At 36.7% G+C, this 4,796-nt stretch carries 6 protein-coding genes; 5 read left to right on the top strand and 1 reads right to left on the bottom strand.

Annotated features, from left to right (window positions below; translation table 11 throughout):
• The 5 genes from AC06OU_RS06630 to AC06OU_RS06610 all read left to right on the top strand — a co-directional run.
• Positions 1-819, top strand: an 819-nt coding sequence (locus AC06OU_RS06630; protein ID WP_475854814.1) for an ABC transporter substrate-binding protein, incomplete at its 5' end; no start/stop codon positions are given.
• A gap of 22 nt (positions 820-841) precedes the next feature.
• Complete coding sequence (locus AC06OU_RS06625) at positions 842-1,783, top strand: carbohydrate ABC transporter permease (RefSeq protein WP_475854813.1); 942 nt, start codon at positions 842-844, stop codon at positions 1,781-1,783.
• A 12-nt stretch (positions 1,784-1,795) separates the two neighbouring features.
• The gene (locus AC06OU_RS06620) at positions 1,796-2,623 is read left to right on the top strand and encodes a carbohydrate ABC transporter permease (protein WP_475854812.1); all 828 of its coding nucleotides are present in this window, start codon (positions 1,796-1,798) and stop codon (positions 2,621-2,623) included.
• A 380-nt stretch (positions 2,624-3,003) separates the two neighbouring features.
• Positions 3,004-3,417 carry a hypothetical protein gene (locus AC06OU_RS06615; protein ID WP_475854810.1) on the top strand — a complete coding sequence of 138 codons (414 nt, stop codon included), beginning with the start codon at positions 3,004-3,006 and terminating at the stop codon, positions 3,415-3,417.
• Between the two features lie 130 nt (positions 3,418-3,547).
• Positions 3,548-3,970: a hypothetical protein gene (locus AC06OU_RS06610; protein ID WP_475854808.1), complete on the top strand. Its 423-nt coding sequence runs from the start codon at positions 3,548-3,550 to the stop codon at positions 3,968-3,970.
• A 184-nt stretch (positions 3,971-4,154) separates the two neighbouring features.
• On the opposite strand, the gene AC06OU_RS06605 is transcribed toward AC06OU_RS06610, so the two are convergent.
• Positions 4,155-4,796: hypothetical protein (locus tag AC06OU_RS06605; protein ID WP_475854806.1), on the bottom strand; the 642-nt coding region annotated here is incomplete at its 5' end.

Below are 4,796 nucleotides of genomic sequence, written 5' to 3'. Positions count from 1 at the left end.
CAATTCTTCTATAATAAAAAGATATTCGCAGACCAAGGAATTGAAATTCCTACAACGTGGGATGAGTTTATTGAAGTGAATGAGAAGCTATTAGAAGCCGGAGTGACGCCTATTGCAATGGGAACTAAAGAAGGTTGGTTGTTGTCGTTAACCCATGGAATAGTTGGAGCAGGGGTTGTTGATGGAAATACCTTTGCAGAAAAGCTTATCAAAGGGGAAACGGATTTTACTGATTCAGCATTTAAAGAGTCCATTCAAGTAATGAATGACTTAAAGAAATACTTCCCAAAAAACTCTGAGGGACTAGGAATGGATGATATCCGCACGATGTTTGCTATGGAGCAGGCAGCGATGTTCCCACTTGGTAGCTGGGAAATTCCAGTAGTAAATGATTTAAACGGAGACTTGGATTATGGGTATTTCGCAATGCCGTCTAAGCAAGGAAATCAAACAGTAACCTCGTGGGTTGACGGTTCCTTTGCGATCAATGCAAATTCTAAAAACAAAGAAGCAGCTAAGGTGTTTCTTCAGTTTTTAACAACAAAGGAATTTGGAGAACTTTTTGTGAAAGAATTTAATATGATTAGTGCAATTCCTGGGATCAGTTCAGAAGATGAGCTTCTTAGTGAGCTAAGTAAAGCGGTGGAAACAAGTTCTACCCCGTATTATTGGGTTATTAATTTTACAGGTGGAGATCCTACTACAAAAACTGTTCTAGAAACAGAATTACAAGGAATGTACCTTGGCGAGGTTACACCAGAAGAAGTAGCCGATAAGGTGCAAAAAAGTGCTGAAGCCTGGTTTTCCCCATTTCAATAAATAAGTAAGGAGGCTGTGATTTATGTCAGAACAAACAGCTCCAGTAAAACGTTCAAAGAAGGGGAAAGGGTGGACGATCCACCTTTTCCCCGTCCCTATATTAATCATTTATGGGATGTTTGTACTCTATCCTATACTAGCAGCTTTATCATATAGCTTCTTCTCCTTTAAAGGATTCACAAGAGATTCCTTTGTTGGTTTGGATAACTTTGTCACTCTCTTTACTACAGAGCCTTATGGGTCCATGTTTAGGAATGCTTTTTCCCATAATGTCCTTTATTTTTGCGTACAAATGGTTGTTATGAATGGCCTTGCATTTCTTTTAGCTTTTATAGTCTATAAAAAAGTAAAAGGTGCTGAATTTTTCAAAGTAGCTTTTTTCTTACCGAGGTTATTATCAGTTATTGTAGTTGGTTTCTTGTGGAAGCTAATCTTAAATCCTAATTTTGGTACACTCAATCTTATTTTAGGAAAGCTTGGTTTAGAAAATCTACAAAGAGCATGGTTGGGTGAGCCAGAAACAGCTTTAATTTCCATTATTCTCGTAAACTGTTGGTTCGGCTTGGGCTTTGGGGTACTAATATTTTTAGCTGGTTTCCAAAGCATCCCAGGTGAACTCATCGAAGCTGCAAGACTGGATGGAGCAAAGGGAGCTTCCATGTTACGAAAGATATACATCCCATTAATGATTCCATCTATTTTGATTATGACGGTTTTGACCTTTATTCAATCCTTCGAAGCATTTGAGCTCGTTTACGCTATGCAGGGCTCGATGGGAGAACCATATTACTCAACAGATACAATGGCAGTATTTTTTTACCGACTTGCTTTTGGTAGCTCCACTGCTTCTAGTTCAACGGCAATTGGACTTGGCTCCGCACTTGCGACCGTTTTATTTTTCTTCATATTAATATGTACAATGATCTTCCTAAAGTTTATGAATAAAAAAGAAGTACAAATGTAAGAGGTGAATAGTATGGAGAAAAATACAATTTGGACCAGGCCGTTTTATTATATTGTTATGTTCGGAGTTGCTACCGTCAGCTTATATCCAATTTTTTTAATGTTTATGTCCTCTTTTAAATCTAGTTCGGAGATATTCAAGGATCCCTTAGGATTACCTACAAGCTTTAGTCTAGATACGTACAGAACGTTATTAAATAAGATTCCATTTGACCAATATTTTTATAATAGTGTCATGGTGAGCGTTACTTCTGTAGTTCTAGTCGTGTTATTTTGTTCTTTGGCTGCATTTTATATTGCTCGATTTAACTTTAGCTGGAATAATGCGATTTTCTTTTTGTTTTTGCTAGGAATGATGATTCCGATAAAGCTTGGAATAGTTCCGTTATTTATCTTAATGCGAGATCTAGGCCTCATCAATTCTTTATGGTCTTTAATACTTATGAATATAGCTACTGGTGCCCCTATTACAATGCTTATTTTAACAGGCTTTTTTAAAACGTTACCGATGGAACTTGAGGAAGCGGCGAGGATGGACGGGGCTGGGAACCTCCGTACCCTTTGGCATGTACTTCTTCCACTTATGCGACCTGCTTTAGGAACAGTTATCATTATCAATTTTATAGCTGCTTGGAATGACTTTTTCTTCCCGCTAATATTTATAACTGAAAAGGCAAAAATGACGATTCCTGTTGGTATGCTTTCCCTTTTTGGAGAGCATTCCGCTGATTGGGGCTCTTTGTTTGCAGGGCTAACATTAGCTTCATTGCCTATGATGGTTCTTTTTCTCCTCGCATCAAAGCAGTTTATGGAAGGGCTAACAGCAGGAGCGGTTAAATGATGGGACACAGCTTAAAAAAGGCAGGTAAGGAGATGAAAAGATTGATGTATGAGTAAGATAGCATTTTGGTAAAGGGATTCTCCTTGATTCAAAAAATAGCGAAACCCCTCCTCTATAAGAAGATCTTCATCATATTACTGAATTTCCTCGTGAGGAACATCTCACGGGGTTTTTTGGTGATTATAGTAAATATCGCGTCTTCATATGCAGACTAATACTTTTCTATGCATAGAAAAACCAGTCATACCACAATCGACATTCCGAAATTCTAATAAATTTCCCTTTATATTAACAGTGAGGGAGGTGGCGAATGTTTTATAGAAGTTAATCGTATATATAAAGATAAGTGTACGATTTTTGTAGATAAGGAAGTGTTAAAGGTGAAACTAATTTCTAAATCACCTTCCTCTAAGAATGGGAAAAAAATATTTTTATTACTACTTATTTTTGCAATTGTTCTTAGCACCGTTTGGTTACTTAAAAGTGGCAACAGCACTAATGTCTCGGGAGATTTAACTGAAAGTATCCATATTGCTGCAAGTTCTCTGCTGAAGGAAGACCCCACTATTTCTGAGTTCACAATTGACACGATAAAGCTAAGTCATAAAAACAAAGAGTCAGAAGAGGTATATATAATAACTTATTCCATTAAACCTACAGATCCGACAAATTTTATACTGACAGGAGGAGGGGTAAAGGGCGAAAGTGGGTGGATCAATGAAAAAGTGAATTATGTAACGGTCAAGGATAACGAGACGTTAGTATTCAGCACTACACCGATGGAGGGGCATTAAAATAGGAAAAGTAATAACAGTGTCGGTTTCTCGGGTTTATGATTGAGACTACTAGAGTTGTTGCCTTGCCAAGGTTATCGATTTTTATTCATGTATATTACATTTACTTTTATGAAGGGGGGAGCTAGCCTTGAAGCTAATTTCAACTACGCCATATCAAAAAATTTTTATGCTTAAATTATCTTTTTTGATTCTTTGTTTTCTTTTAGTTATGGCTGTTCCTTTTTGGTTTTTCTTTTTAAGGGGAGGTTCAGCAGAAGATGAGCTAAGAGAACGAATTATGGATACAGCAACGGAGAATTTGAAAAATGATGACATGGTAACCGAATTTTCTTTAGACGATTTAGAGCTTAGCTATACAAATGATGCTTCTGAAGACGTATATAGATTAGAATTCTCAGTTAAGAGCATAAATCCAGATAGTTTTATACTAGCTGGGAGAGGTGTAAAAGGAGAAGACGGTTGGGTCCATCAGCTTGAAAATTATGTGACAGTCAGAAATGATAAAAGCTTAGTATTTAGTACCATTCCCGAAGAGCAAGATCCACACTAAATAAATATTGGAAGTTGCCAAAAAAGTAGTACTTGTCCTTCTTTTTAACTTCTACAGGAACAATTTAGATGAGCTGCTAAATGAACGTTAAACTCATTTTTTCTATTTTTACAGCAGTTCATAAATTTAATTAGTAATAGCCAGCATTAGAATTAATTGTGGATGTCAAGTTAGCTGTAAGTAACTATCGAGTTGAGCTAGAGAATTTAAGCTGATTACTATTTATCTCCTTCACCCATTGACTATCATTCCAAATAATTGGGTTGTCAATCGTTTCGTTTTCTCCTCGAACCATAAAATCATAAGTATCCTTACCACCTGTATACCAATCAACAATGACCAGCTGATCATTTTCATTACGCACTAGAAACTCAGTGGCTTCTCCAAAGCTACCTTGATTATGTTTTATTTCTGCAGGTAAGTATAAATAGAGAAAACCTCCATCCTCATCGTTCGTATACTCCACTTTCCAATCTATATCACGAGTGGCAATACCCACACTTTGTACAAAGTCATCTGTAAGCTTATTCGTGAAATACAAGTCAAATTGGGATTGAATCTTCTTTTGTGTATATTGTAAAAGGTTTTCATTATTCATAAAAGCATTCAATTCAATATCCGTACCATTCCATACCGCCTTATAATAGTCGGTCAGCGCCCTTGCACACATTTCATAAGCATTTTTTGCATCCTGAATAGATAGCTCCCCTTTGTTTTTTACTTCATAATATGGAGTGCCTTCTACATTCTGTACTGTGCCGGGTGTTATTTTAAAGGCAAATTCACTAAGTGCGCTGGTACTATCTGAGACTTCATGTATATTTTT

This window comes from Psychrobacillus sp., from assembly GCF_056205495.1.
Note: the sequence above shows the minus strand (reverse complement) of the source record. Positions and strands in the feature narration are given on the sequence as shown.

Coding starts and splice junctions, on each gene's coding strand:
- AC06OU_RS06625 (WP_475854813.1), top strand. CDS start 842: ATGTCAGAACAAACAGCTCCAGTAAAACGTTCAAAGAAGGGGAAAGGG.
- AC06OU_RS06620 (WP_475854812.1), top strand. CDS start 1,796: ATGGAGAAAAATACAATTTGGACCAGGCCGTTTTATTATATTGTTATG.